This is a genomic window from Enterobacter sp. DC4 (assembly GCF_000568095.1).
Taxonomy (GTDB): domain Bacteria; phylum Pseudomonadota; class Gammaproteobacteria; order Enterobacterales; family Enterobacteriaceae; genus Enterobacter; species Enterobacter pseudoroggenkampii.
Genome location: NZ_AZUB01000001.1, coordinates 901,103 through 924,232, shown reverse-complemented (window position 1 = coordinate 924,232; position 23,130 = coordinate 901,103). Strand labels below are relative to the sequence as shown.

Below are 23,130 nucleotides of genomic sequence, written 5' to 3'. Positions count from 1 at the left end.
TTTGCTTTTCTAAGCGTAATACAGGCAGCGAATTTCGCTGCCTGTAAATCATGGTTTGAGGTCTGTCAGGCAAGTTTTATCATGATCATGCCGGCAAGCAGCAAGATGAGCCCCATCCAGCCCTTGTTATTTAAACGCTGGCCGAAGAGCACCCAGCCTGCGGCCAGCGTGGCGGCGATACCAAAACCACCCCACAGCGCATAGGCCACCGAAAGATCGATCCCTTTTACCGCCTGGGACAGGGCGCTGAACGCCCCGAGAACCGCGGCAATCGACATCAGGCCGTAGAGTTTACGGCGAAAACCATCGGAGAATTTCAGCAGAACGTTCGCCAGGATTTCCAGCACAATGGCGAGCCCCAGCCAGGCCGCATGAACCCATTCAAACTGTTGCATGGTTCTGCTCCTTCTGCTGTTTGCCAGGTTTTCGGGTACCGGATTTAATCAGCACAATACCCGCGACCAGCGTCGTTAACCCGGCGACCTTCATTGTTGTTAATGTTTCGTCAAATATCAGCACGCTGAACAGCGTAATCAACAAAATACCGATCCCTTCCCACAGGGCATACGCGACGCCCAGCGCAATTTTTTTCACCGCAAACGAGAGGAAAATATACGAAAGCGAAATCATCACCAGCATCAAAATAAAACCGGTGTTGCCATCGCTGACGCTAGCCCACTTCATCGACAGCGTGCCGGTAATTTCAGCGATAATAGCCAGGGCTAATAAAATCCAGTAAAACATGTTTTTCTCCTGCTTGAGAATATAATCCATCGTGGCCCGCTGCGTGCAGCAAACCCAAAAATACGAATTGAAATCAGTCAGCTAAGCGCTTAGCGCCAGCTCAGGCAGAAGAAATGACTATAGTGCGGTGCGCCAGTGTTGCTCACCAGAAAGCAGGCAGAAAGAGGTGGAGTATACAGCAGTATTGTTTGAAGAGTACGTCCTGAACATATTGTCCATAAAATTACAATTATCCGCGTTGTTGCTTCTCGTCTTTGCGGATGAAAATTGTCCTCGGTAGTTAAACACACCGAATTTGTACCATAAGCCAGGATTTTACTCAAAGTCTTTGCAATTCTTTACCCACTCCGTTTGATTTTGGTTAGTTTATTGCAATGCCTTTCACCTTTATTATAAATATAAAGAAAATTTCGGAGTCACCATGGCTAAACCCATCATTACCCTGAACGGGTTAAAAATTGTCATCATGCTGGGCATGCTGGTGATCATATTGACAGGCGTGCGCTTTGCCGCCGACATTATTGTGCCCTTTATTCTGGCCCTGTTTATTGCGGTGATCCTCAACCCGCTGGTTCAGCGCATGACGCGGCTACGCATTCCACGCGTGCTGGCTATCACGCTGCTTATCAGCATCATTATTGTGGCGATGGTACTGCTGGTGGCTTATCTGGGGACCTCGCTCAATGAACTGGCGCGAACGCTGCCGAAATACCGCTCTTCGCTGGCAATACCGCTGCTGCAGCTGGAGCCCTGGCTGCAACGCGCGGGTATCGAAGTCTCGGTTGAAGAACTGCTGAAATATATCGACCCCAATGCGGCGATGACGATCGTCACCAGCCTGCTGGCTCAGCTTTCCAATGCCATGACCTCCATTTTCCTGCTGTTTTTAACGGTGGTGTTTATGCTGCTGGAGGTGCCGCAGCTTCCTGCAAAGCTGCAGCAGATAATGGTCCGTCCGGTCGAAGGAATGGGGGCGATTCAACGCGCGCTGGACAGCGTCTCCCGCTATCTGGTGCTGAAAACGGCCATTAGCCTGGTGACAGGCGTTGTCGTCTGGGTGATGCTTCTGGCGCTGGACGTCCGCTTTGCGTTCGTCTGGGGGTTACTGGCGTTTGCGCTTAACTACATTCCCAACATCGGCTCCGTGCTGGCGGCGATCCCCCCTATTCTTCAGGTGCTGGTTTTCAGCGGGCTTTATGACGCGCTGATCCTGCTGGCCGGATACCTGGTCATCAATCTGGTGTTCGGTAACATACTGGAACCCCGCATGATGGGCCGGGGCCTGGGGCTGTCCACGCTGGTGGTCTTTTTGTCCCTGATATTCTGGGGCTGGCTGCTCGGGCCCGTTGGGATGCTGCTCTCCGTTCCGCTCACCATCATCGTCAAGATTGGTCTGGAGCAGACGGCGGGCGGGCAAAGTATCGCCGTGCTGCTGAGCGATATGAGCCATCACTAGCCGTCATTCCGCCATCGACAGGAGGGGCTTGCGGGTCCTTCCACCTTCACGATAAGCGCTGAGCGCCCTTCGCCACTCTGCCAGCGGGTACACCATAACGTCGCTGTACTCACTGTCGGGCAACCTCAGCCAGATGCGATCGAACTCCGCGCGCCACGCCTCAACGCTGAGCGCATCCAGACCGTTTCGGATATGGAACCACGCCACGCGCGGCGCAGGCCGCCGCTGTGTGAAGGTTTGCCCGGAGAGCAGCCCGTAGCAGACAAACATGCCCTGCTCGGGCATCACGCTGAGGATCGTTTCCGCAAGCGGCCCGCCGGTGGCATCGTAGACGATATCGCTACGGGCAGCGACGGTGCCGATTCTGTTTGCGTCATGCTGTGCGACAGGCGTGATGCCCATCGCCTCCAGTCGTTCAGCATGCACGGCAGAACGGTGAATGCCATACACCGCTTCCGCCCCCGCCTGACGCGCCCACTGTCCCAGCAGAATGGCGCAATCCGATCCGGCAGCCGTGAGCAAGACTCGCTTTCCACGCGGCGGGTAGCGGGTCAGCATCATCTGCGCCGCCAGCGGGTTAATATAGGCCCGCGCGGCCAGATGTGCGTCGACGGTGTCAGGAACGGGTATAGCATACTCTGCCGGGCATTCCACATAGCGCTGCCAGGTGCCCTGACCGCGCAGCGGCAGAACGCGCTTGCCCACCAGATGCTTAAACGAGGCGGGCGCCTCGGTGACAACACCGACACCTTCATACCCCGCAACCGCCGGTAACGGGGTTCTGTGGCGATAGGCACCGGTGATGGGGATAAGATCGGACGCGTTGACCGGAGAAAACAGCATCCGCACGCGGAGCTGTCCCGGCGCAAGCGCGCCCGGCGGCGCGGTTTCAGGTTGCAGAACAGATTCTGGCTCGCCAAACCGGCGATACCAGAGGGCCAGATTTTCCATTACGATCTCAAGGCTGCTAGCGGAACTACTCGCGCCAGCCCATTGCCGGTGCGACATGTTTGAGAATAGACTCAATCACGTGCGCATTATAATCCACACCCAGCTGGTTCGGTACGGTCAGTAAAAGCGTGTCCGCCTCGGCAATCGCCTCGTCCTTTTTCAGCTGTTCAACCAGCTTGTCCGGCTCCGCGGCATAGCTGCGGCCGAAGATGGCGCGCGTTTTCTCATCAAGATACCCCACGCTATCGCTGTCGTTGCGGCTGGCACCGAAATACATCCGGTCGCGGTCGTCCATCAGCGCAAAAATACTGCGGCTGACCGACACCCGCGGCTCGCGCGTGTGCCCTGCCTCTTTCCAGGCCTGACGGTACGCGCGGATCTGTTTTGCCTGCTGAATATGGAACGGCTCACCGGTTTCATCGTCCTTCAGGGTTGAGCTTTGCAGGTTCATTCCCAGCTTTGCGGCCCATACGGCCGTCGCATTTGAACCGGCGCCCCACCAGATACGCTCGCGCAGCCCTTCAGAATACGGCTCCAGGCGCAGCAGCCCCGGCGGATTCGGGAACATTGGCTGCGGGTTCGGTTTGGCAAACCCTTCCCCACGCAGCACCTCAAGCAGTACCTCGGTATGACGACGCGCCATATCCGACTCGTTTTCCCCTTCCTGCGGGACATAACCGAAATGACGCCAGCCATCAATAACCTGCTCCGGGGAACCACGGCTGATGCCAAGCTGCAGGCGACCGCCGGAAATCAGATCCGCAGCCCCCGCATCTTCGGCCATGTACATCGGATTTTCATAGCGCATGTCGATCACGCCGGTACCGATTTCGATGGTCTTCGTTTTTGCGCCAATGGCGGCCAGCAGAGGGAACGGCGAGCTAAGCTGTCGGGCAAAGTGGTGCACGCGGAAATACGCGCCGTCTGCACCCAGCTCTTCAGCCGCCACGGCTAAATCGATGGACTGCAGCAGCGTGTCTGCCGCCGAGCGCGTGCCGGACTGCGGTGAAGGCGTCCAGTGGCCAAAGGATAAAAACCCGATCTTTTTCATAACCATGTGTCCTGATAATGCGTTGCGTTCTGTCCACTTTACGCATTACCCGGTGAGAATAAATGCCGTTTATTTAACGGAGTGATTCAAATAAATTGACAGAATTGAGCGGGGCGTCATTACGCGCCATAATGGGATATAATATCCCCCACTTTTTTCATGGCAGGTAAAACCGGCAATGGCTCTGATCCCTAAAAACTACGCGCGGCTGGAAAGCGGCTATCGCGAAAAAGCATTAAAAATCTATCCATGGGTGTGTGGACGCTGCTCGCGCGAGTTTGTCTATTCCAATCTGCGTGAACTCACGGTTCACCATATCGATCACGACCATACCAATAACCCGGAAGATGGCAGCAACTGGGAGCTGTTGTGCCTGTTTTGCCACGATCACGAGCATTCGAAATACACCGAAGCGGATCAGTACGGCACCACCGTGGTCGCCGGGGAAGACGCGCAAAAAGACGTGGGCGTCGCCACGTTTAACCCGTTTGCCGATTTAAAAGCGATGATGGATAAGAAGAAGTAATCCTCTTCCCCTCGCTCACATCGTGCTCTGCGAATTTAAAATGTCCAGGTGATAGCGGCGGTTGCAGACCCCTCGTTGCGCCGCATCACGATCGGGCTGTCATTCGCACGATCGCTAAGCCAGGTATAGTCCGCGCTCAGGACCGTCCCCCAGTGAGCAGCGAACTGATGGCTCCAGGTCAGGCTGGTGTCGACGCCATAAAATCCACCCGGCGCTGAATAGCGGCGATATCCAGTGCGGCGGCTCCGCTGCTCGCTGACCCCATACCACGTATTCAGATAACGGCTGTCGCCAAACAGGGCCGCAGACTGCAAGGCGACCGTGTCCTGGTTATTTTGTAAAGGGATTAGCGTCACGGAGGCCTGATAGCTTACCCCCTGGCTGTCCGTTAACGGCAGCGTCGCTTTGCCTTCCATACTCAGCCATGGCTCGGTCTGCCAGCCTACGGCAAGGCCGGTATTCAGGGTGGCATCAATGTCCCCCATCCCTTTCAGATTGTTTGCCCCCTCACGCCAGCCAGAATTTTTCTCAGCCCTTCCAAAGTCGTAGCCCAGCGTGTGTTCGAAATACCAACCGCTGTCGTTTTGCAGGTCATATCCCACCCCTTTTTGCGCATCAATAAAGAAAGCGCCTTTACGACCCTGCAGCACCGGAACCACCTGCCACACCTGCTTGTCTGAGCCTGAGTAACGCGGGGCATACTGCCCTCCCAGCCCGACGGTTAAGGAATCGGACGCGGTGCCATCATCCGCCTGCACGCCAGACGTCACGACCATCAGAAGCGGGACGGACATATACAGGACTTTTTTTATCGCTATCATACTGCTCTCCATACAGACGCTGGCGTCTCCTGAGACAGGGACAGCCACACAATGTTGGCGCAGTATGATTTGGCTGAATCAATGAATCGTCGGGATAGTGTTAAGAAATGGTCAAGGTGAACGGATGTTATCCAGAAGAGTGCTGATTATTGAAGATGACGCCGACGCGGCTGGCGTGCTCGAAGCCTATTTACGGCGTGAAAATTACGACGTGACCATTACCGGGGACGGTCTTTCCGGGCTGGATATGGCGCAGCGGTGGAAGCCCGACCTCATCCTGCTGGACGTGATGCTGCCGGGACTTAACGGCACCGAGGTGCTGGCGGGCCTGCGTCGTAAAAGCGATGTGCCTGTGATTATGGTTACGGCCATGGGGGATACTCCCGATCGCATTGGCGCCCTGCGTTACGGTGCCGATGATTACGTTGTGAAGCCTTATCATCCGGGCGAAGTGGTGGCGCGGGTGCAGGCGGTGCTGCGGCGCAGCAGTAAAAAAGAGACAGACGAAGCGATCCTTCGCTGGCAAACGCTGGAGGTGGATGTCGCCGCCATTGTGGCGAGCGTGGATAACGGCGACGACGCCCCCGTGATGCTCGATCTTACGCCAACGGAATTCTCGCTTCTGGCAACGCTGCTGCGTTCTCCTGCGCACCCGTTCTCCCGCCAGTATTTACTGGAACACTGCTTGCCGGAAAGCGAGGCGCTGGAGCGCGTGGTGGACACCCATGTTTATAACCTGCGTAAAAAACTCGAAGCGGCGGGTATTTCCGGCGTGCTGATCAACGTTCGCGGCGTGGGTTACAGGTTCAGACAGCCATGATAAAAAACCGGCACTCCTCTCTGTGGCGCTGGATTTGCGCACGCATCTTAGCGCTGGCTATCGGCAGCGTGATCGTCATTGCCACCTGCATGTGGCTACGTTATGCGGTGCAGAACTACTGGATCATGGGCAGGATGCCGTCGGCGGTCCGGCAGGAGTTTCTTACGCTCAGCCAGAATCCGCAGGCCAATCCGGCCCGCTTCCACACGATTGTGGACACATGGTGGGGCCTGAGCTATTCCACGCCGTCTATCGCCTCAGCCGACTGGGTCACGGTAGCCCTGCTGGTGCTGGTAATGATCCCGTTTATTGTGGTAATGGGGCTAAAACACGCCCGCCCGCTGGCGCTACAGTTCAGCCGCCTTCGCGATGCGGCAAAGGATGTGGCCGACGGGCAGTTTGGCCGTCAGGCGGAACTTATCAAGGATGCACCGGCAGAAATGGTCAGCTTTGCGACCGACTTTAACTCTATGACGGGACAACTCGCCCGCTATGAGAAAGAGCTCCGCGCCTCGCACGTCGCGATGGCGCATGAGCTGCGCTCGCCCCTGACGGCCGCCATCGGGCGTCTGCAGGGCATGCTAGACGGCGTGTTTGATGCCAGCCCGGCGCAACTGGGCATGGTGATGAAACAGCTCCAGCACCTCAACCGCCTCACCGATGAGCTCCACCTTCTCTCTCTGGCAGACGCGGGTAACCTTGTGCTGGAGGACCAGCCGTTCTGTCTGGATGAGCTGATTCAGGAGCGGGCTGCCTGGATCATGCCCCAGGCGGATGCGCATCATTTCAGGATAACGCTGCGTAACCCGCACACCAGCCCCTTCCGGGGCGATGCGTTCCGTATGGGACAGGTCGTTACCATCCTCATGGAAAATGCGCTACGTTACGGACGCGAAGGCGGCCACCTTGAGGTGGCACTGCACTACGCCAGCGGGCATTACACCCTCGAATTTACCGATGACGGGCCGGGCGTATCGCCCCAGTTTTTACCGGAAATGTTTAAACGCTTTAGCCGCGAGGAGCAGTCCCGCGCGCGGCATTCCGGCGGCAGCGGCCTCGGATTGTCCATCGCCCGGGCTATTTGCCAGGCGCATGGGGGTGAGATTAGCGCGTCATTACCGGAAACCGGCGGCCTCGCGGTGCGCATTTTGTTGCCCTGGCATCCCTCCGATAATGAAAATTTCCACTCTTGATAAAGCCTTGACAGAACATCGAATCTTTCTCGACGTAGCGCGCATTTAATAACGCCATTCCCTTTATGGAGCGGCGTTATGTCAGACGAATTTTTTCTCTCCCTCCGCCACTGCCTGCATCATTTGTACGGCGTGGCGCGCACCCTTTCCTGGCTGCATTTTCTTCCCCTGGCCCTGCTTGCGCTGGCGATTTTTCCGCTGACCGGCTGCGGTGATAAACACGAAAACAAACCTGACCCTGTGCGAACGGTACGCTACGTCGTCGTTGGCACCGCCCACTCCCTTCCCGCGCTGGAAAGAACCGGTGAGATCCATGCCCACGATGAAACGACCCTGAGCTTTCGTACCGGGGGGCGGATACTGACGCGTAGCGTCGATATTGGTGACAGTGTCACCGCCGGACAGCTGCTGGCCACGCTTGACAATACGACCGGGCAAAACCAGCTCGACGGCGCTGAGGCCGATTATGAAGGCGCCAAAGCCTCAGCGCAGGTCGCCGCGCTTAACGTCAGTCGCATGCAAAAGCTCATGCCAACGGGTGCGATAGCCCGCACGCAGCTCGACAGCGCCCGTGCGGACTGGCTTGTCGCCCGCGCGCGCTTAAAAAGCAGCGAGGCCGCGTGGCGAAATGCCCGCGAAAGCCTCGGCTGGACGCGCCTGAACGCGCCACAAGCGGGCGTCATTACGGCCGTGAACGCCTCTGCGGGACAGGTGGTCAGCGACGGTCAGTCCGTGCTGACGCTGGCAACCGGGGAAGTCCGCGACGTGGTGTTTGATATTGCCGCGCCCGATACGATCCCGCCTCTGGATAAGGCGGTTTTGCAGGTTTCCCTGCTCAGCGCCCCGTCGGTACAGGCGTCTGCCCTACTGCGGGATATCACCCCGCAGGCCGATCCTCAGACCCGCACCTGGCGCGCCAGGGCCACCCTGCAAAACCCGCCGGCGGCCATGGCGCTGGGTGCCAGCGTTACCGTCACGTTGCCATCGTCAGCCCCGCACGGGTACACCCTTCCCGCGTCCGCGCTGACCCGAGCCGGCGACAAACCGGCGGTTTTTGTGATTACCCCGCAGTCGCGGGCGCAACTGCGCGTGGTGGTGCCCGCCAGCTATACGGCCACCTCTGTCATGATTGCCTCCGGCCTTGAGCCCGGCGACAGGGTGATTACAGCGGGCGTGAGCACATTACGATCCGGCGAGCCGGTGATTGCCGAAGAGATTCAGCCATGAACACAGGATCGGAAACCAAATTTAACCTCTCCGCCTGGGCGCTGAAGAACCAGCAGATGGTCAGCTTTTTCATGCTGCTGGTGATTGCGATGGGCGTGTTCTGCTATGAAAAGCTGCCGCGTAACGAAGATCCGGCATTCACCATTAAAACGGCCGTCGTCTCCGCGCAGTGGCCGGGAGCATCCGTGGCGGATACCACCCGCCTGCTGACCGATACGCTTGAAAAAAAGCTGCAGGAAACGCCCTGGCTGGACTATCTCGAAAGTGAAACCCGGGCCGGACGCACCGTTATCCACGTCAACCTCCGTGACGATACGCCCCCGCAAAGCGTGCCGGACATCTGGTATCAGGTTCGCAAAAAAATGCAGGACATCGCGCCGTCCCTGCCTGAAGGGGTGCAGGGTCCTGCCGTGGACGACGAGTTTGACGACACGTTCGGCACAATTTACGCCTTTATTCCCGACGGTTTCACCCTGCGAGAGGTGCGGGATCGCGCAGAGACAATACGGCGCGAGCTGATGTCCCTGCCGGATATGGGTAAAACCACCCTGCTGGGCGAACAGCAGGAGCAATGGGTTCTCGCCTTTTCTCCGGCGCGCCTGGCCGGTATGGGGCTGGATATTCAGGCGGTCGCCGACGCCCTCCGGGCGCAAAACGCCGTTGTCCCGGCAGGAACGATGCGTACCGGGCAGGAGAACATGGCGATAAAGGTCAGCGGGGCGCTCACGACCGAAGAGAGTTTACGCGCCGTCACGCTGCACGTTAACAATCGCTATATCCCGCTGACCGACATTGCCACCGTCACCCGGGAAATCGCCGAGCCACCGGCCCCGGCCTACCGGGTGAACGGCAAACCGGCTATCGGGCTGGCGGTCTCGATGGCGCCAACGGGCAATATGCTGCGTTTCGGTGCTGCGCTGAACGCAAAAATGGCGACCCTCAGCGCCGGGCTGCCGCACGGTATCGAGATGGTGAAAGTCGCCGATCAGTCAGCGGTGGTGAGTGATGCGGTAAGCGGGTTTATCCGGGTGCTTATCGAAGCCGTTGTTATCGTGCTGGCGGTCTCATTTGTCTCGCTGGGTTTACGGGCCGGACTGGTGGTGGCGACGGCCATCCCGCTGGTGCTCGCCATGACGTTTGCCGGCATGATGCTCGCAGGCATCGGCCTTCAGCGTATCTCGCTCGGGGCGCTGATCATTGCCCTGGGCCTGCTGGTGGATGACGCCATGATCGCCGTCGAAACGATGGTCTCCCGGCTGGAAGCCGGGGATTCCCGTCGGCATGCGGCCACCCATGCATTCAAAACGACGGCCTTCCCGATGCTCACCGGTACCCTGGTGATGATTGCCGGCTTTATTCCCGTTGGTTTTGCGGCCTCCAGCGCCGGTGAATACTGCTTTTCCCTGTTTGCGGTGGTGCTCATCGCCCTGCTCTGTTCCTGGGCTGTCGCGATCCTGTTTTCGCCGTTGACGGGGACGTGGCTGCTGCCGGAAAAAGTCAGACATCACGCGGCGGGACCGGGAAGGATCGCGCGCGGGTACGGCCGGCTTTTACGCCTGGCGCTCCGCCACCGGCTCTCCACCGTGCTGATTGCGCTTGCCGCGCTGGGGTTGTCAGCGTACGGCACGACGTTTATGCAGGGCGAGTTTTTCCCTGCCTCCGACAGGCCTGAACTGCTGGTCAGCCTGACGCTTCCGGCCAACGCCTCGCAGCCGGAAACCCTCAGAGAGGTGGAAAAGCTGGAAAAAGCGCTGGCCGACAACGGCAATATCGATCGCTTTTCGACGTACGTTGGCTCAGGCGCCATCCGTTTTTACCTGCCGATGGACGTGCTGCTGGAAAATGAAAATATCGCCCAGATGGTTGTGGTGGCTAAGGATCTTGAGGCGCGGGATCGTCTGCACGCACAGCTCAACACGATCCTGGCGACGCAGTTTAGCGACATCATCACGCGGGTGTCGCCCCTTGAGCTGGGGCCGCCCGTCGGCTGGCCAATCAAATACCGGGTGAGCGGGCCGGATTATCTGCAGGTCCGGGCGTTTGCGAACCGACTCACGGACGCGATTGGCCGCTCCCCGTACTCACGCGACGTTAACCAGACGGCCGGAGAGCCGGAGAGGGTCATCACCCTTAAGGTGAATCAGACGGCGGCCAGAGCAGCGGGAATATCGTCAGAAAGTCTCGCCCGCACGCTGAATACCGTCTGGTCCGGCAGCGTTGTCACGTCCATCAGAGATAACGACCGCCTTGTCGACGTGGTGCTCTGGGCCACAGACAATGCGCGCCACAGCACCGCCACCCTCTCCTCACTCACGATTCAGGGGAACGACGGTAAAAAAATTCCGCTCAGCGCCGTCGCGACGCCGGTCTGGGGCGTGGACGATCCGGTCATCTGGCGTCGCCAGCGCGTGCCCTTTATCACGGTGCAAACGGATCTTGCCCCGGGGCTGAAGGCTGAAGCGGTATCCGCGGCGCTGCGTCCGGCGGTCGATAAACTGCGCGCGAACCTGCCGGCAGGTTACGGCATTGAAGAAGGCGGCGCGGTTGCCGAATCGGATAAGGGGAACAACTCCGTCTTTACCGTTCTTCCGGTAACGCTGGTCATCATGCTGTTGCTGCTGATGCTTCAGCTGCGGCGATATTCCCGGATGCTGCTGGCACTCCTGATGGCCCCGTTTGGTTTACCGGGGATCGTGCTGGCTATGCTGCCCGGCGGAACGCCGATGGGGTTTGTCGCGCTGCTGGGCGTCATCGCCCTGGCGGGGATGATCGTGCGGAACGCGGTGATATTGATTAGCGAGGTTGACAGCAATCTTGCTCAGGGGATGACAAACGATGCCGCGATTATGGCGGCTGCGGAACACCGGGCCAGACCCATCTGTCTGACCGCCTGTGCCGCCATTCTGGGCATGATCCCCATTTCTCACCAGGTCTTCTGGGGTCCAATGGCCTATGCCATCATCGGCGGGCTGCTGGTTGCGACGCTGGTGACGCTGACCGTGTTACCCGCGTCGTTTAGCCTGCTGTTACAGTGGGGCGCTCAGCGCAAAGCCACAGAAGATGAACTGCGCTGAGGCTCCACCCTTGCCCGGCTGATTACGCGGCGGTCAGTGCAAAACGGTCCTTCAGGACATGGCGGATTTCATCCTCCGCCAGCTGCCGCGTTTCAGTGCCGTTCGCGGTGATGGTTTTCAGCATATCGCCCAGTAAAATCTGACGTCCTTCCGGGCTGTGCTGCACCACCACCCGCTTCTGCACAAAGATCGCATCCGGGTGCGTGGAGTTAAGGTAGTTGGCCGGGACGAAATCAATCCATTCCTGAGGCGCGAGATCAAAGCCGTATTGCCGGGCCCACTCCCCCTCCACCTTCGCCTCAAGCAGATATTCGCCCTCCGCACTGCGGCTTAGCCGAAACGTGTCGAAATCCTGCGTGATATCCACATCAAGCGTGTCCAGCGCCATTGGCGCACGAATGCCGTAGCTGCCGAACCCGAGGTCGCAAAGCCACTGTCGGCTCTCCACCTCGGCAATCAACGCCATATGGGTTTTCGGCCGCCGCGCGGGGTAGAACATCGGGCGCGCCGCCACGAAACGGTAAGGTATCCCTAACGCCGCCAGCGCCATGGCAAAAAGCCCGTTTACCTCGTAGCAGTAGCCGCCGCGCCCCTGCGTTAACACCTTATCGGCAATGTCGTCTGGCGCCAGCGAGACAATTTTACCCGCCTGTACGTCCAGATTCTCAAAGGGAACGGAAAAGAGCTGATGACGCATCAGCGCATGCAGGGTGGCCGTATCGGCCGCCGCCGGTCCGGTGTAGTTTATGCGTTTGAAATAGGTGGAAATGTTGAAATTATCGCTATGCATAATGCCTCCTTGTCCTGAACATGCCGGACACTATAGATGGCGCACATCATTGGCTGTATAGTCAGTTTTATCGAAAATTAGCCTGAACAGATACCCATGTCTGCTCCGTCCCAGTCGTCCCCACACTATCGCCGAATTGCCGAGATGCTGCGCCTCACGCTGACGTCTGGCGCGCTGCGCGCCGGTGACAGGATGATCTCCGCGCGTAAACTGGCCGAGCGCGAGCACGTTAGCCTTCCGACGGCGCTGGAGGCCCTTCGCTGCCTCGAGGCTGAAGGGCTGATCGTTGCGCGCCCGCGTTCAGGTTACTACATCCGCCAAACCAGCTTGCCACCGCGCGTGGAGCCCGCGCGCTCCCCGGCAGGCCCGGTCCCCGTCACCTTGTCCACCGTGGCCCGGTCGCTGTTCAGCAGTGCAGAAGCCCGACTGATACCGCTGGGCGCCGCCCTGCCCGATCCCGCGTGGCTGCCAGGAGACGCGCTGCAGCGGGCGTTACACTCTGCGGGCCGTCGTCTGGACGCGCATGGACAGAGCTACAGCCTGCCCCCGGGAAGAGCAGACCTACGAAGTAAGATTGCCGCGCGTTCTGCGCAATGGGGAGCCCGGTTCGGCGCGGACGATCTCATTATCACCTCGGGCGCGACGCAGGCGCTGCGCCTGGCACTTCGGGCCGTGTGTCAGCCAGGTGATGTGGTGGCAATTGAGCAGCCCGCCTACTTTGGCACGCTCCTGCTGCTGGAGGATTTAGGCCTGAAGGCCTTAGCGATCCCCACCGACCCTGTGGAAGGCCTGCTGCTGGAACCGCTGACTGACGCCATTCGCTGCCATCGCCCCGCTGCCGTCCTGGCCTCACCCACCGTGCAAAACCCGTTGGGTGCCAGCATGCCCGTCGCACGCAAGCAGGAACTGGTTGCCCTGCTTGAAGAGGCAGAAATTCCGTTGATTGAGGACGATGTTTACGGAGATCTGGTCGGTGAGGGGCAACGCCCTCCGGCCTGCAAGGCGTTCGACCAGAGCGGGAATGTGATTTACTGCAGCTCCCTGTCTAAAACGCTTGCGCCGGGGTGGCGAATCGGCTGGATTGCCGCCGGACGCTACCACACGCAGGTCTTGCAGGCCCGCATGGCCGGAGACTGGGCCGGTGCGCCGCTGCTGGAAGCCGCGACGAGCGAGATGCTGGCAAGCGGAGACTACGACCGTCACCTGCGGCGGCTAAAGCGGCGTATCGCAGAGGGAATAGCCGCCGTCGTGGCGCGGGTCGAGGCCAGTTTTCCCCCCGGAACCCGCGTTAGCGTACCCGCAGCCGGTTTCCTGCTGTGGGTAGAACTGCCTCAGCAGATCAACGCCCTGGAGGTGCATCGTCGCGCGCTGGCGCTGGGTATTGGCGTCAGCCCCGGTCCCCTGTTTTCTCCTGGCGCAGAACTCACGCACTTTCTGCGGCTAAACTGCGCAAACGAGCCGACGCCCCGCCTGCTCAATGCCGTAGGGCAGATTGGGGCCCTATGCCATGAACTGGCCGTTTTCACACCAGACTCTCCAGCCACTCGGTAAATACCCGCACTTTGCGGGAGAGGTGACGGTGTGGGTAGAGCAGTGACAGCTTGCGGTCCGGCGAGCGATAGGCTGGCAAGACCTCAACCAGCAGGCCGCGGTCAATGTAAGGCTGGAGAAAGAGATTCATCCCCTGCATTAACCCCAGCCCGGCCAGGCCTGCCGCGATGTAGGCCTCGGAGTTATCCACCACAAGCTTACCGGGCAACGTCATCTCCGCGACGCCTTCTGGCTTGGTAAACGTCCACGGATGAATATGTCTGCTGCTGGTATTAATCCAGTTGATGGCCTGATGTTTGCGTAAATCATCCGGCGTTTCTGGCGTACCGTGTTTTGCCAGCCAGGCCGGGCTGGCGCAGGTCGTGATTTTGATGTTCCCGATTTTACGCGCGATATAATCGCCGTCGTCCAGCTCTCCCACCCGCAGCACGCAGTCCAGGCCATCCCGCAGCATATCCCGACGGCGGTCAGAGCTGCTCAGAATGATGTCGATCTCAGGATGCTGACGATAAAAATCAGGCAGATTGGGTATCACCCGCAGCGTAGCAAAAGAGACCGGCATATCCACACGCAGCTGACCGTGTATTGCCCGGTCCGTACCAAACGACTCCAGTAATTCGTCCGCCTGCGCCAGCAGGGGTTTACTCTGGCGATAGAACGCCTCCCCATCCGGCGTCAGGCTAATCCGACGCGTTGTGCGCTGCAGGAGCCGCGTGCCGCTGTGTTGCTCCAGAAGCTGTAACGCTTTGGTGACTGCAGGGCGATGGACCTGCAGATTCTCCGCAGCCTGGGTAAGACTGCCTGACTCGACAATTTCAATAAAAATTCGAATAGATTCAAAGAGGTTTATTTGCATAAAGGATTTCAAACCGCGAACGGGATATTGTTATTGATTTTATAACAGTGATGAATCTTTTAGGCTATTTATCCTAACAATATTGCACCCTACACTCTCCTCCATTCAAACGTAAGGGAGAGTCTGCTATGAAAAATAACCGTATCTGTCAGATCCTGGGTATCGAAAAGCCTGTTATTCAGGGGCCGTTATCCTGGCTTACCGATGCCCGTTTAGTTGCCGCGGTCAGCAATGCCGGCGGGCTCGGCGTGCTGGGACCCAATGCAGGCTTAACCGCCGACACCGCGGTCTCCACGCCGGAAGCGACAGCCGAAAAAATGCGCGAAGAAATTCGTAAAACTAAACGGCTGACCGAAAAACCGTTTGGCGTGAACCTGATCCCCACCGCCGTTAATGACGTCTGGACTGGACCAATTCTTAAGGTGGTGAAAGAGGAAGGCGTCAGGGCCGTGGTGTATACAGGCTATGGGGAAGGCAGCATTATTCCCGCGCTGTTCAGTGAGTTAAAAGAGGCAGGGATCGCTATTATCTACCGCGACATCAATCCCACGCCGGAAAACACCCGTCTCGCAGAAGATCTGGGGGCAGACATTATCGTCGCCACCGGTTTTGATGAGGGCGGAACGTTACCCGCAACGGCGCTGGGCACCTTTTCCATCGTGCCGCTGATTGCCGATGCCGTGAAGCACATCCCGGTGATGGCCGCGGGCGGTATTACCGATAATCGCACCGCCAGAGCAGCACATGCGTTAGGTGCGGAAGGCGTGTTTGCCGGATCGGTCTTTATCAGTACCGAAGAAAGCCGCGTGCCGCAGGGGGTCAAAGAGAAAATTGTTGCCGCCAACGGCCTGGACTTGCTGCTTTTTCGCACCGTGCCCCATTACTACCGCGCGCTTCCCGGCAAGCTGGCGGAAAAACTGGCATCGATGGATAAAGCAGGCGCAAGCAACGACGCGCTGGGCAAGACGATGGGCGGATTACGGGGCCTGCGTCTGGGCATGCTGGAAAATAACACCGATGAAGGCTATATCGCGCTCGGCACGGGAATTGGGAACATCCGCAGCGTGAAAAGCGTGGCCGAGATCGTCAATCTGTTAGCGGTTGAGTAAGCCCTCGGCGTCCTGACGGTTATCAGGACGCCCTGTGTTTTCAGGGAATAATTCGCGCGGCTCTCAGTTGCGCAAACAGGCGGAAAAACATCTCATCGGTCGCCTGCATTTGCGTAAAGCCCGCCCTGCGCAGCTTGCTCCCGTCACCGAACATGTCGTAATCCCAGCTAAAGACAAAATCGGCAAACCGCCCGTCGCTTAGCTGCAAAATATCCGCTTCCACCAGCCGCTCTCCGGCAAGCTCGCGCCATACGCCGCGATAGTCGTTAAACAGCTGATGAAATGACAACCTCACCGGCGGCGCAGAGTCCAGTTCAAACCAGCGTGCGATGCGCGGCCACAGCTCGCTCCAGCGCCAGATATCGCCATTGTTTACGTTGAAGGCCTGATTCTGTGCCGCAGGTGACGTGGCGGCCCACAGCGTTGCCTCGGCCAGCAGCCCGGCGTCGGTATGGTCAACAATGCTGTGCCAGGTCTGTTCTGAACCGGGAAAACGCAGCGGTAAACCCAGCGCCTTACACAGGGAGGCGTACAGAGCGATGCTCAGCGCAAGATTCATGGCATTGCCCGGCACCGCGCTCCCCACCACGCCCGGCCTGATGGCATTCCAGTGCCAGCCTTTCCCCCGCTGAAACTGGCTGAGCCACGTGAGCTGCGCGGCGTTAAATTCGGCACCCGCTACGCCGGGATCGCTTTCCCGCGCCGGGGTTTTAAACGGCCCCAGATGCGCACCATAGACTTTATACCCCTGCATCAGGCTTACCGTCTGCAAAGTTGCCGTCTTTTCGAGGGTGCTGACCAGATTACGCAGCATGGTGACGTTCGGCTCAACCATGTCTGTCCAGTTCGCCGCGTTCGCCCAGGCGCTGTAAAAAATGTGGGTGACACCGTTCAGGGCGTGCAGCGCCCGTGTAGTGTCCTGCGCATCCAGTAAATCGACGTTCACCACGGGGATGCCGTCAGGATGAGATGCGGCATGGCGGCTAAGGCCGATCACCTCCCACTGATTGTTCAGGAGCGTGTTGACCAGCTGTCTGCCGACTATGCCGCTGGCGCCCGCGACCAGGGCGACGTTGTGTTGCTGCATCTTGTTCATGGTGTTTCTCCGCAAAGGGTGACAGACGCAGTGTGATATATTATTTTTTCTGGAGATATCCCCTGAAACCGATGGCACTTATAAGCAGAATCATTAAATGAATAATAAGCTCAATGCCATTTCTACCTTTCTGCGCGTCGCTGAAGCGGGCTCGTTTTCTGCGGCCGCCCGTCAGACCGGTATTAAGCAGTCCGCCGTCAGTCAACAGATCGCGGCGCTTGAGGAATCACTGGGTGTGGTACTGCTGCACCGTACGACGCGTAAGATGAAGCTGACCGAACAGGGTGAACGTTACCGGCGTGATATGCAGCTTGTGCTGGACGCCATGGGAGAAGCGGAGAGGCGTTTACATCCTGTCGATCATAGCGTTCAGGGACGCGTCCATGTCCAGTTACCGAGCGGCCTGGGGCAGATTTTTTTGCCGCATCTGCTGGCGCTGCAGCGTCTGCATCCCGAGCTGCAGCTGATGCTTTCCCTGGATGACCGCCTTGCCGATCTGGTGACGGAGGGCGTGGATGTCGCGATACGGCTGAGCAGTGAGCCCCCGCAGGCGCATGCGGCGCGCGTGCTGGGGCGTATTGAAACCAGGCTGTTTGCCGCCCCCGGCTTTCAGGCGGTACGCGCCGTCAGCGAGCTGGCGACGCTGCCACACGTGCGGTTCAGCGGCATTCCGCTGGGTGCTCCCCTGCGCCTGATGTCTGACGAGGAGACGGTCGAGGTCAACGTGAATACTGTTTTCCGTGCCAACACCAGCGACGCGCTGCTGCAGGCGCTGGAGTCCGGCATTGGTATCGGCGGTATGCAGCAGCCGCTCGTGACACGCGCGCTGCAAACCGGCACGCTGGTACCGGTGCTGCCCGACTGGCGGTTACCCGATCGCTTCCTCTATGCCGTCTATCCTGACGCCCGCTTTATTCCGCAGCGCGTCAGAAAGGTCGTCAGCGTGATTGAGCAGTTACTGCCTGAAATAATAAAGAAAAACTGATTGTTTCCGCCGTAAATCACGTGCATTTTTTAATCGCAAAGAATAGAGTGTTTTTACCGTATTCCCTCTTTCTGGAGCACGTATGCCGGATTACCGTTTTTTCCAAAAAGGCCCGAACCTCATTGCGATTGAGAGCGCAAACACCGATGCGGCCGCTCAGCTCATCGCTCAGGGGTTTGAAAAACAGTTTGAGGAGATCGGCGCTGCGGATGAAAAAGAGGCACTTACCCGCCTTGCGGATATCCGTAAAAATAATGAGATCGATCGCCATAACTTCCTGTCCGGAGCGGGCGAAATGCCGCTGATCGGCGTGCTGGCGGCTGCGGCAACCTGGTTGATGCAAAAGAAATAACGCAACCATCCTCTACCTCGCCACCGGCAAATCGGCGTACCGCGTCGTATAGGCCGGTGACAACATCTCTCGCTTCATTGCCCACGGTTTCTCAATCCCCTGCCCGGCGAACCATATCTTCCCTTTGCCGGAGTGATTTACGCTGTCGATCATCTCCATCAGCGCCGCGCTGTTGGCGCGCAGACGATTATCGTCAAACAAATTAAGCTGGGCGACGCCGCTGCTGAAAAAATCCGCCAGCATGACCCCGGCCTTCATATAGCGATACCCATCAAGCCATATCCGCCCCAGCGCCTCCGTGGCGGCGCGGATGATATCGCGCGAGTCATTGGTGGGCGTCATCAGGGTGACAGAAGCCTGATTGCCGTAATAAATTTCGTTGTCAGCGTGCGGGCTGGTGCGCACAAACACGCTGATAAAACGACAGTATTGATGCTCGCCGCGCAGTTTCTCTGCGGCGCGTTCCGCGTAGGCGCAAATCGCCTGATGCATCTCTTCGTATTGGGTAATGCGGTGTCCAAACGAACGGCTACAGATAATTTGCTGCTTCGTGGGGGTGTACTCTTCCATGTCAAGGCAGGGCTCGCCGCGAAGCTCGCGGGCCGTACGTTCCAGTACCACGTTGAAATGTTTGCGAATGACCCAGGTTGATGCTTCCGCCAGCTCCAGCGCTGTGGTAATCCCCATCGCGTTCAGTTTTTTCGTGATGCGCCGCCCTACCCCCCACACCTCCTCTACCGGCACCTTTGCCAGCAGTTTACGCTGCCGCTCCCGGCCTGAGAGATCGACCACGCCGCCGGTGCCCGCCCACCGCTTCGCCGCATAGTTGGCCAGCTTCGCCAGCGTTTTTGTCGGGGCAATGCCGACGCCAACGGTTAAGCCCGTATTTTTATAGACCTGCGTGCGCATCTGGTGTCCGAACGCTTCCAGTGCAAGGCAGTTACCGATCCCTGAAACGTTCACGAACGCCTCGTCGATCGAGTAAATTTCTATGGCCGGAGCGAGATCCGTCAGCGTCTGCATCACCCGACTGCTGAGATCGGCATACAGCGCATAGTTCGAACTAAAGACGTAAACCCGCGACGGATAGCCCTTCTCTTTGAATTTAAAATAGGGCTCCCCCATTTTTATGCCGAACTGCTTTGCCTCCGGCGACAGTGAAATAATGCAGCCGTCGTTATTGGACACCACCACGATGGGCTTCCCCTGCAGATCGGGGCGAAATACCTTCTCGCAGGAGGCATAGAAGCTATTCACATCAACCAGCGCGAACATGTTTATGCGTTTTAAGCGTGTGGGTGACGACGCCGAAGATCTGCAGCTCCTCTTCGGACTGAAAGGTAATCGGCTGATAGCGGGCATTATGTGGCAACAGCCTCAGAACCGGGCGGGTCTGTAGCTCTTTCACCGTAAACTCACCGGCGACCGACGCCACGACGATGTCCCCATGTTCGGCATTTAACGAACGATCGACCACCAGCAGATCGCCGTCGCCGATCCCCGCGCCAATCATGGAGTCTCCACTCACCTTGATAAAATAGGTCGCACTGGGGTGTCTCACTGCCAGCCGGTTAAGATCGAGACGATCTTCCACATAGTCCTGCGCCGGACTGGGGAAGCCACAGGCTACACGCTCTGCAAACAACGGTAATTCAATAGATTGGTTTGGATGATAAGAAAAGAGAGTGTCCATAGTGCCTTTCTCGCCAGATACTGTATATAAATACAGTATTACGGATTGTGGCCAGGGATCAAGGTCATTTCCGGAGGCGAACCCAAACGCGTTGAAGTGTCAGAAGATTTAAAACGCGCAAAGCCCGGAAGCACATGTCCGGCTTTGCGCCTGTGACGATCAGTCCATCAGCGTATTCAATGTTTCCAGTGCGTCAGGCGGCAGCTGCAGTTCCCCTGCCGCGAGGTTTTGCCGCAAATGCGCCACGGAAGAGGTGCCCGGGATCAGCAGGATATTTGGGGAACGCTGCAGCAGCCATGCCAGCGCAACCTGCATTGCCGTGACGCCCAGTGAATCCGCCACAGCCTTCAGCCCGGACGATTGCAGCGGCGTAAAGCCGCCCAGTGGGAAGAACGGCACATACGCAATCCCCTGCTGCGCCAGCAGATCCACCAGCGCGTCGTCACCCCGGTTCACAATGTTGTACATATTCTGCACGCACACCACCGGCACCAGCTTCCGGGCTTCCGCGACCTGGGTGGCCGTGACGTTGCTCAGGCCAATATGCCGCACCAGCCCCTGCTGCTGTAATTCGGCCAGGGTGGAAAGCGGTTCAGCAATCGATCCTTCCGCCGGCCCGTGTGCGCTAAACATGATCCGCAGATTCACCACGTCCAGCACGTCCAGCTGCAGATTACGCAGGTTGTCATGCACCGCCTGCGTCAGTTCCTGCGCGGAAAAGGCCGGCAGCCAGGCGCCTTTGTCATCGCGACGGGCGCCGATCTTGGTGACAAGCGTCAGATCGTCCCGGTACGGGTGAAGCGCCTCGCGGATCAGCTGGTTAGTGACATGAGGGCCGTAAAAATCACTGGTATCAATGTGGTTCACCCCCGCCGCCACCGCTTCGCGCAGCACCTCCAGCGCGGCCTGCTTATCCTTCGGCGGCCCAAAGACGCCAGGCCCGGCCAGCTGCATCGCGCCGTAGCCCAGCCGTTTCACCGTCCGCGTCCCGAGCGCGTACGTCCCGCTTTTATCAATGCTGCTCATGTTGACCTTCCTCATAAAAATGATCCGGATTTACAACAGGTTCCCTCAGGGAGCCCTTAGTTAAGCGCGAGTTAAATTAAAGTTTAAATTCTATACGACGATAGTATTGGTGTACCTCTGCATCCTTTCTAACGGACGACCGCTATGCTGAAAAATCTGCACGTGATTACCGGTATTATCTTTGCCCTCACCATATTCTGTCTGCTGCAAGTTGTCACGGGAGGGTTGTTCTACTCTGCCGTCAGTAACGATCGCCATAACTTCCAGAACTCCGGCGTGCTCAATGCCCAGCAGGAAAGCCTGAGCGACAGCGTGAACACGCTGGTGAAAACGCGCGTCACCGTCACCCGCGTGGCGATCCGCTATCTGAAAAACCAGCGTGACCCGGCTTCCCTGGCGGCGATCAATAAGCTGCTTGGCACCGCAGGCGACTCGCTGGCAAAAGCCGAAGCCTATAACAAAGAGTGGCAGAAACTGCCGCAGGTTAAGGGCCAAGAGGCGGCATTGACCGACGAGATGCAGAAATCCTGGAACCAGATGCACGAAGTGATGCGCTTATCGATTGAGTATCTGCGTGCCGATAACTATCAGGCCTATGGGGATCTGGACGCGCAGCAGGCGCAGGACGACATGGAAGCGGTCTATAACCGCTGGCGCGCCGAAAACAACACCCTGCTGAAGGCCGCAACCGAAGAGAACCAGAGCAGCTTCACGCAGATGCAGTGGACCCTGGCGGCAATTCTGCTGGCCGTTATCGCGGTTCTGGTGGTCATCTGGCAGGGTTTACAGCACCTGCTGTTAAAACCACTCCATTCCATTATGAACCATATTCGCGCCATTGCAGGGGGCGACCTGACGCAGGATATCGCAATATCTGGCCGCAACGAGATGGGTCAGCTGGCCGCTGGCCTGCATGAGATGCAGCAGTCGCTGGTGACCACCGTCAGCGCCGTGCGCGGAAGCACCGATTCCATCTACACCGGCGCAGGCGAAATTGCTGCAGGAAGCAACGATCTGTCCGCCCGCACCGAGCAGCAGGCCGCTTCGCTGGAAGAGACTGCCGCCAGCATGGAAGAGCTGACTGCGACGGTTAAACAGAACTCCGATAACGCCCGTCAGGCCACGCTGTTGGCGAAAAACGCCTCTGAAACGGCCGCGCGCGGCGGTCACGTCGTGGATAACGTGGTTCGCACCATGAACGAAATCGCCGACAGTTCGCAGCAAATTGCGCATATTACCAGCGTGATCGACAGCATTGCGTTCCAGACGAACATTCTGGCGCTTAACGCCGCGGTGGAAGCGGCACGCGCCGGAGAACAGGGGCGTGGTTTTGCGGTTGTTGCTGGCGAAGTCCGTACGCTGGCGAGCCGCAGCGCGCAGGCGGCGAAAGAGATCAAAGGGCTTATCGAGAACTCCGTCAGCCGGGTGAATACCGGTTCTGAGCAGGTCAGCGAGGCGGGCACCACCATGAAGGAAATTGTCGCTGCCGTCACCCGCGTGACCGATATCATGGGTGAGATTTCATCGGCCTCTGACGAGCAGAGCCGCGGTATTGAGCAGGTGAGCCTGGCCGTTTCGCAGATGGACAGCGTGACGCAGCAAAACGCCGCGCTGGTGCAGGAGTCCGCCACGGCGGCTGCGGCGCTGGAAGATCAGTCCGAGCAGCTGCGTCAGGCGGTGGCCGCGTTTCGTCTGAACGGCAAAGAAAAAGCGGTCGCTCCACGCCCGGCCAATCTGAAAACGCCACAGCTGCTGCGCCCGGCAACGACAAACGCCTCCACCGACAGCAACTGGGAAACGTTCTGAGTC

The 23,130-nt window shown here is 58.4% G+C and carries 23 protein-coding genes; 11 read left to right on the top strand and 12 right to left on the bottom strand.

The genetic code is table 11. The features are described from left to right. Positions 1 to 65: 65 nt before the first annotated feature. The 3 genes from mdtI to P349_RS27000 all read right to left on the bottom strand — a co-directional run bounded on the left by mdtI (position 66) and on the right by P349_RS27000 (position 1,032). Positions 66 to 395 carry a multidrug/spermidine efflux SMR transporter subunit MdtI gene (gene mdtI, locus P349_RS19600; RefSeq protein ID WP_024909144.1) on the bottom strand — a complete coding sequence of 110 codons (330 nt, stop codon included), beginning with the start codon at positions 393 to 395 and terminating at the stop codon, positions 66 to 68. Next, on the bottom strand, positions 382 to 744 hold the full coding sequence (gene mdtJ / locus P349_RS19605) for a multidrug/spermidine efflux SMR transporter subunit MdtJ (RefSeq protein WP_029739354.1): 363 nt from the start codon (positions 742 to 744) through the stop codon (positions 382 to 384). The genes mdtI and mdtJ overlap by 14 nt, the downstream gene beginning before the upstream one ends. A 117-nt stretch (positions 745 to 861) precedes the next feature. Then, positions 862 to 1,032, bottom strand: a complete 171-nt coding sequence (locus P349_RS27000) for a protein YdgV (RefSeq protein WP_085930315.1) — start codon at positions 1,030 to 1,032, stop codon at positions 862 to 864. Between the two features lie 133 nt (positions 1,033 to 1,165). On the opposite strand from P349_RS27000, the gene P349_RS19610 reads away from it, so the two are divergent. Beyond that, positions 1,166 to 2,200 (top strand): AI-2E family transporter, encoded by a 1,035-nt coding sequence (locus P349_RS19610; RefSeq protein ID WP_032651092.1) that lies wholly within the window; start codon positions 1,166 to 1,168, stop codon positions 2,198 to 2,200. A gap of 3 nt (positions 2,201 to 2,203) precedes the next feature. Here P349_RS19610 and P349_RS19615 read toward each other — a convergent pair whose 3' ends face one another. Both P349_RS19615 and P349_RS19620 read right to left on the bottom strand, forming a co-directional pair. Then, a complete protein-coding gene (locus P349_RS19615) occupies positions 2,204 to 3,151 on the bottom strand; it encodes a zinc-dependent alcohol dehydrogenase family protein (protein WP_032651090.1) in 948 nt (315 codons plus the stop codon). A 25-nt stretch (positions 3,152 to 3,176) separates the two neighbouring features. Further along, complete coding sequence (locus P349_RS19620; protein WP_032651088.1) at positions 3,177 to 4,202, bottom strand: LLM class flavin-dependent oxidoreductase; 1,026 nt, start codon at positions 4,200 to 4,202, stop codon at positions 3,177 to 3,179. A gap of 178 nt (positions 4,203 to 4,380) precedes the next feature. Between P349_RS19620 and yajD the strand changes: the two genes are divergently transcribed. Further along, positions 4,381 to 4,728: an HNH nuclease YajD gene (gene yajD / locus P349_RS19625; RefSeq protein ID WP_003857471.1), complete on the top strand. Its 348-nt coding sequence runs from the start codon at positions 4,381 to 4,383 to the stop codon at positions 4,726 to 4,728. Positions 4,729 to 4,763: 35 nt separating this feature from the next. On the opposite strand, the gene P349_RS19630 is transcribed toward yajD, so the two are convergent. Beyond that, entirely contained in the window at positions 4,764 to 5,549 is a 786-nt protein-coding gene (locus tag P349_RS19630) for a MipA/OmpV family protein (RefSeq protein ID WP_032651087.1), read from the bottom strand. Between the two features lie 124 nt (positions 5,550 to 5,673). Here P349_RS19630 and P349_RS19635 point away from each other — a divergent pair, with 124 nt between their 5' ends. The 4 genes from P349_RS19635 (at position 5,674) to P349_RS19650 (ending at position 11,863) form a co-directional block, all read left to right on the top strand. Then, positions 5,674 to 6,369 carry a response regulator gene (locus P349_RS19635; RefSeq protein ID WP_032651085.1) on the top strand — a complete coding sequence of 232 codons (696 nt, stop codon included), beginning with the start codon at positions 5,674 to 5,676 and terminating at the stop codon, positions 6,367 to 6,369. Then, the gene (locus tag P349_RS19640; protein WP_032651084.1) at positions 6,366 to 7,562 is read left to right on the top strand and encodes a sensor histidine kinase; all 1,197 of its coding nucleotides are present in this window, start codon (positions 6,366 to 6,368) and stop codon (positions 7,560 to 7,562) included. The genes P349_RS19635 and P349_RS19640 overlap by 4 nt, the downstream gene beginning before the upstream one ends. A 78-nt stretch (positions 7,563 to 7,640) precedes the next feature. Further along, positions 7,641 to 8,789, top strand: a complete 1,149-nt coding sequence (locus tag P349_RS19645; protein ID WP_032651082.1) for an efflux RND transporter periplasmic adaptor subunit — start codon at positions 7,641 to 7,643, stop codon at positions 8,787 to 8,789. Continuing rightward, the gene (locus tag P349_RS19650) at positions 8,786 to 11,863 is read left to right on the top strand and encodes an efflux RND transporter permease subunit (protein WP_032651080.1); all 3,078 of its coding nucleotides are present in this window, start codon (positions 8,786 to 8,788) and stop codon (positions 11,861 to 11,863) included. Before P349_RS19645 ends, P349_RS19650 begins: the two co-directional genes overlap by 4 nt. 22 nt (positions 11,864 to 11,885) lie before the next feature. Here P349_RS19650 and P349_RS19655 read toward each other — a convergent pair whose 3' ends face one another. Beyond that, the gene (locus P349_RS19655; protein ID WP_032651079.1) at positions 11,886 to 12,653 is read right to left on the bottom strand and encodes an arylamine N-acetyltransferase family protein; all 768 of its coding nucleotides are present in this window, start codon (positions 12,651 to 12,653) and stop codon (positions 11,886 to 11,888) included. A 96-nt stretch (positions 12,654 to 12,749) separates the two neighbouring features. Between P349_RS19655 and P349_RS19660 the strand changes: the two genes are divergently transcribed. Continuing rightward, positions 12,750 to 14,204 carry an aminotransferase-like domain-containing protein gene (locus P349_RS19660; RefSeq protein WP_032651077.1) on the top strand — a complete coding sequence of 485 codons (1,455 nt, stop codon included), beginning with the start codon at positions 12,750 to 12,752 and terminating at the stop codon, positions 14,202 to 14,204. Here P349_RS19660 and P349_RS19665 read toward each other — a convergent pair. Beyond that, positions 14,176 to 15,060, bottom strand: a complete 885-nt coding sequence (locus P349_RS19665) for a LysR family transcriptional regulator (protein WP_032651076.1) — start codon at positions 15,058 to 15,060, stop codon at positions 14,176 to 14,178. The genes P349_RS19660 and P349_RS19665 overlap by 29 nt on opposite strands. Before the next feature lie 128 nt (positions 15,061 to 15,188). On the opposite strand from P349_RS19665, the gene P349_RS19670 reads away from it, so the two are divergent. Beyond that, on the top strand, positions 15,189 to 16,169 hold the full coding sequence (locus tag P349_RS19670; RefSeq protein WP_032651075.1) for an NAD(P)H-dependent flavin oxidoreductase: 981 nt from the start codon (positions 15,189 to 15,191) through the stop codon (positions 16,167 to 16,169). 40 nt (positions 16,170 to 16,209) lie between these two features. Here P349_RS19670 and P349_RS19675 read toward each other — a convergent pair whose 3' ends face one another. Then, a complete protein-coding gene (locus P349_RS19675; RefSeq protein ID WP_032651074.1) occupies positions 16,210 to 17,265 on the bottom strand; it encodes an SDR family oxidoreductase in 1,056 nt (351 codons plus the stop codon). A gap of 97 nt (positions 17,266 to 17,362) precedes the next feature. On the opposite strand from P349_RS19675, the gene P349_RS19680 reads away from it, so the two are divergent. Then, positions 17,363 to 18,250 carry a LysR family transcriptional regulator gene (locus P349_RS19680; protein WP_024909159.1) on the top strand — a complete coding sequence of 296 codons (888 nt, stop codon included), beginning with the start codon at positions 17,363 to 17,365 and terminating at the stop codon, positions 18,248 to 18,250. An 82-nt stretch (positions 18,251 to 18,332) separates the two neighbouring features. Continuing rightward, on the top strand, positions 18,333 to 18,602 hold the full coding sequence (locus tag P349_RS19685; RefSeq protein WP_032651072.1) for a hypothetical protein: 270 nt from the start codon (positions 18,333 to 18,335) through the stop codon (positions 18,600 to 18,602). A 12-nt stretch (positions 18,603 to 18,614) separates the two neighbouring features. Here P349_RS19685 and umuC read toward each other — a convergent pair whose 3' ends face one another. The 3 genes from umuC to P349_RS19700 form a co-directional block, all read right to left on the bottom strand. Beyond that, complete coding sequence (gene umuC, locus P349_RS19690; RefSeq protein ID WP_032651070.1) at positions 18,615 to 19,877, bottom strand: translesion error-prone DNA polymerase V subunit UmuC; 1,263 nt, start codon at positions 19,875 to 19,877, stop codon at positions 18,615 to 18,617. Further along, positions 19,861 to 20,295: a translesion error-prone DNA polymerase V autoproteolytic subunit gene (gene umuD / locus P349_RS19695; protein WP_024909162.1), complete on the bottom strand. Its 435-nt coding sequence runs from the start codon at positions 20,293 to 20,295 to the stop codon at positions 19,861 to 19,863. Before umuD ends, umuC begins: the two co-directional genes overlap by 17 nt. A gap of 159 nt (positions 20,296 to 20,454) precedes the next feature. Further along, on the bottom strand, positions 20,455 to 21,321 hold the full coding sequence (locus P349_RS19700; RefSeq protein WP_032651069.1) for an aldo/keto reductase family oxidoreductase: 867 nt from the start codon (positions 21,319 to 21,321) through the stop codon (positions 20,455 to 20,457). Positions 21,322 to 21,465: 144 nt separating this feature from the next. On the opposite strand from P349_RS19700, the gene tcp reads away from it, so the two are divergent. After that, positions 21,466 to 23,127 (top strand): methyl-accepting chemotaxis citrate transducer, encoded by a 1,662-nt coding sequence (gene tcp, locus P349_RS19705; protein WP_024909164.1) that lies wholly within the window; start codon positions 21,466 to 21,468, stop codon positions 23,125 to 23,127. The last annotated feature ends 3 nt before the right edge of the window (positions 23,128 to 23,130 follow it).

Excerpts from the sequence above, each read along its gene's own strand:
- P349_RS19685 (WP_032651072.1), top strand. The coding sequence starts at position 18,333 with ATGCCGGATTACCGTTTTTTCCAAAAAGGCCCGAACCTCATTGCGATT.
- umuD (WP_024909162.1), bottom strand. The coding sequence starts at position 20,295 with ATGGACACTCTCTTTTCTTATCATCCAAACCAATCTATTGAATTACCG.
- umuC (WP_032651070.1), bottom strand. The coding sequence starts at position 19,877 with ATGTTCGCGCTGGTTGATGTGAATAGCTTCTATGCCTCCTGCGAGAAG.
- P349_RS19680 (WP_024909159.1), top strand. The coding sequence starts at position 17,363 with ATGAATAATAAGCTCAATGCCATTTCTACCTTTCTGCGCGTCGCTGAA.
- P349_RS19630 (WP_032651087.1), bottom strand. The coding sequence starts at position 5,549 with ATGATAGCGATAAAAAAAGTCCTGTATATGTCCGTCCCGCTTCTGATG.
- P349_RS19665 (WP_032651076.1), bottom strand. The coding sequence starts at position 15,060 with ATGCAAATAAACCTCTTTGAATCTATTCGAATTTTTATTGAAATTGTC.
- P349_RS19675 (WP_032651074.1), bottom strand. The coding sequence starts at position 17,265 with ATGAACAAGATGCAGCAACACAACGTCGCCCTGGTCGCGGGCGCCAGC.
- P349_RS19645 (WP_032651082.1), top strand. The coding sequence starts at position 7,641 with ATGTCAGACGAATTTTTTCTCTCCCTCCGCCACTGCCTGCATCATTTG.
- mdtI (WP_024909144.1), bottom strand. The coding sequence starts at position 395 with ATGCAACAGTTTGAATGGGTTCATGCGGCCTGGCTGGGGCTCGCCATT.
- P349_RS19635 (WP_032651085.1), top strand. The coding sequence starts at position 5,674 with ATGTTATCCAGAAGAGTGCTGATTATTGAAGATGACGCCGACGCGGCT.
- mdtJ (WP_029739354.1), bottom strand. The coding sequence starts at position 744 with ATGTTTTACTGGATTTTATTAGCCCTGGCTATTATCGCTGAAATTACC.
- yajD (WP_003857471.1), top strand. The coding sequence starts at position 4,381 with ATGGCTCTGATCCCTAAAAACTACGCGCGGCTGGAAAGCGGCTATCGC.
- P349_RS19700 (WP_032651069.1), bottom strand. The coding sequence starts at position 21,321 with ATGAGCAGCATTGATAAAAGCGGGACGTACGCGCTCGGGACGCGGACG.
- P349_RS19620 (WP_032651088.1), bottom strand. The coding sequence starts at position 4,202 with ATGAAAAAGATCGGGTTTTTATCCTTTGGCCACTGGACGCCTTCACCG.
- P349_RS19655 (WP_032651079.1), bottom strand. The coding sequence starts at position 12,653 with ATGCATAGCGATAATTTCAACATTTCCACCTATTTCAAACGCATAAAC.
- P349_RS19670 (WP_032651075.1), top strand. The coding sequence starts at position 15,189 with ATGAAAAATAACCGTATCTGTCAGATCCTGGGTATCGAAAAGCCTGTT.
- P349_RS19640 (WP_032651084.1), top strand. The coding sequence starts at position 6,366 with ATGATAAAAAACCGGCACTCCTCTCTGTGGCGCTGGATTTGCGCACGC.
- P349_RS19650 (WP_032651080.1), top strand. The coding sequence starts at position 8,786 with ATGAACACAGGATCGGAAACCAAATTTAACCTCTCCGCCTGGGCGCTG.
- P349_RS19660 (WP_032651077.1), top strand. The coding sequence starts at position 12,750 with ATGTCTGCTCCGTCCCAGTCGTCCCCACACTATCGCCGAATTGCCGAG.
- P349_RS19610 (WP_032651092.1), top strand. The coding sequence starts at position 1,166 with ATGGCTAAACCCATCATTACCCTGAACGGGTTAAAAATTGTCATCATG.
- tcp (WP_024909164.1), top strand. The coding sequence starts at position 21,466 with ATGCTGAAAAATCTGCACGTGATTACCGGTATTATCTTTGCCCTCACC.
- P349_RS19615 (WP_032651090.1), bottom strand. The coding sequence starts at position 3,151 with ATGGAAAATCTGGCCCTCTGGTATCGCCGGTTTGGCGAGCCAGAATCT.